The 1,863-nt window shown below is 72.3% G+C and carries 1 protein-coding gene and 1 other RNA gene; both read left to right on the top strand.

The window, feature by feature from the left end; all coding sequences use genetic code 11:
* Window positions 1–6: 6 nt before the first annotated feature.
* The gene (locus tag PLL68_RS14570) at window positions 7–1,422 is read left to right on the top strand and encodes an RNB domain-containing ribonuclease (protein ID WP_324535314.1); all 1,416 of its coding nucleotides are present in this window, start codon (window positions 7–9) and stop codon (window positions 1,420–1,422) included.
* A gap of 30 nt (window positions 1,423–1,452) precedes the next feature.
* Window positions 1,453–1,833: RNase P RNA component class A (gene rnpB, locus PLL68_RS14575), an RNA gene on the top strand.
* The last annotated feature ends 30 nt before the right edge of the window (window positions 1,834–1,863 follow it).

A 1,863-nucleotide genomic window follows, 5' to 3' on the forward strand; every position in this document is an offset into this window, starting at 1 on the left:
GACGGTGTGCTGGCAGACCTGCGCGACCGGTTCGCGGCGGTGCGCGCAGACCTCGGCCTCACCCTCGACTACCCGGCCGAGGCGCTGGCCGAGGCCGAACGGGTGGCGGCGCAGCCCCCGCCAATGCCCGAGCGCGACGAGACCCACCTGCCGTTCATCACGCTGGACCCGCCGGGGTCGATGGACCTCGACCAGGCGATGCACCTCGAGCGGGGCGGCAACGGGTACCGGGTGCGCTACGCCATCGCCGACGTTCCTGCCTTCGTGCGGCTCGGTGGGGCCCTGGACGCGGTGACCCGTGAGCGCGGACAGACCGTCTACTGCCCGGACCTGCGGGTGCCGCTGCACCCCGAGGTGCTCTCGGAAGGGGCCGGGAGCCTGCTGCCGGATGCCGTGCGGCCCGCCTTCGTCTGGGAGCTGCGCCTCGACGCCGAGGGCGTGCTCGGGTCGTCCGAGGTGTACCGGGCCATGGTGCGCAGCGTGCAGCGCCTGGCGTACGACGAGGTGCAGGCGGCCATCGATGCCGGCAGCGACGACGAGCGCTTCGTGCTCTTGCGCGAGATCGGTGAACTCCGGATCGAGCGTGAGCGGGTCCGCGGGGGCGCGAGCCTGCCGATGCCGGAACAACAGATCGTCGAGCGTCCGGACGGCGGCTTCACCATCGAGTTCCGGCCACCCGTGCCGGCCGAGGAGTGGAACGCGCAGATCTCGCTGCTCACCGGGATGGCCGCGGCCTCGATGATGCTCGAGGCCGGTGTCGGCGTGCTGCGGACGATGCCGGCGCCGGCCGCCGGTGCGGTGGCCCAGTACCGCCGGGTCGCGCGGGCGCTCGGGGCGAGCTGGCCCCAGTCGATGCCCTACGGCGAGTTCATCCGCTCCCTGGACCGCACCGACCCCCACCACCTGGCGCTCATCCACGAGGCAAGTGGGCTGTTCCGCGGCGCCGGGTACACCGCCTTCGACGGTGATCTCCCTGCGCAGCGCGAGCACGCCGCGGTCGCGGCTCCCTACGCCCACGTGACCGCACCGCTGCGCCGGCTCGTCGACCGCTTCGGGCTCATGGTCTGCGAGGCCGTGTGCCGTGGCGACGAGGTTCCGGATGCCGTGCGCGCGGCGCTGCCGGACCTCGCCGCGCACATGCGCACCTCGGACCAGCGCGCACGCTCGGCCGATCGGGCCTGCGCGGACGCCACCGAGGCCGCGGTGCTCGTCGGACGCGAGGGCGAGCTGTTCGACGCCGTGATCGTGGACCGGACCGAGAAGGGTGTCGTCGTCCAGCTGGTCGACCTGCCGGTGCTGACTCGCAGTCGAGGCAGCGGTGTCGAGCTGGGGGAGCACGTCTCGGTTCGCCTCGTGCGCGCCGACGTCGCGGCAGGGGCGCTCGAGTTCGTGATCGCCGGCCAGGGCGGATCCGGTTCTTGACCCACGACCGGGCACTACACTGACGGCGGACGAGTCGGGCGGACGGTCGCGTCGGTGGGCAACCACCGCCGAGGAAGGTCCGGGCTCCGAAGGGCAGGATGGTGGCCAACAGCCACCCGGGGCGACCCGCGGGACAGTGCCACAGAGAACAGACCGCCCCGGCCGCGCAAGCGATCGGGGTAAGGGTGAAACGGTGGTGTAAGAGACCACCAGCGACCTGGGTGACCAGGTCGGCTCGGTAAACCCCATCCGGAGCAAGCTCAGACAGTGTGCGTTCGAGGGCGGCCCGCCCGAGTACACGGGTAGAGCGCTGGAGGTGGTCGGCAACGGCCACCCGAGATGGATGACCGTCACCGCGTCACTGGCAACAGCGACACGGGACAGAACCCGGCCTACAGCCCGACTCGTCCACCTCCGCCCGTCGCGGAGGGAACTCCCGGG

The organism is Ornithinibacter sp. (assembly GCF_035443565.1).
Classification (GTDB): domain Bacteria; phylum Actinomycetota; class Actinomycetes; order Actinomycetales; family Dermatophilaceae; genus Fodinibacter.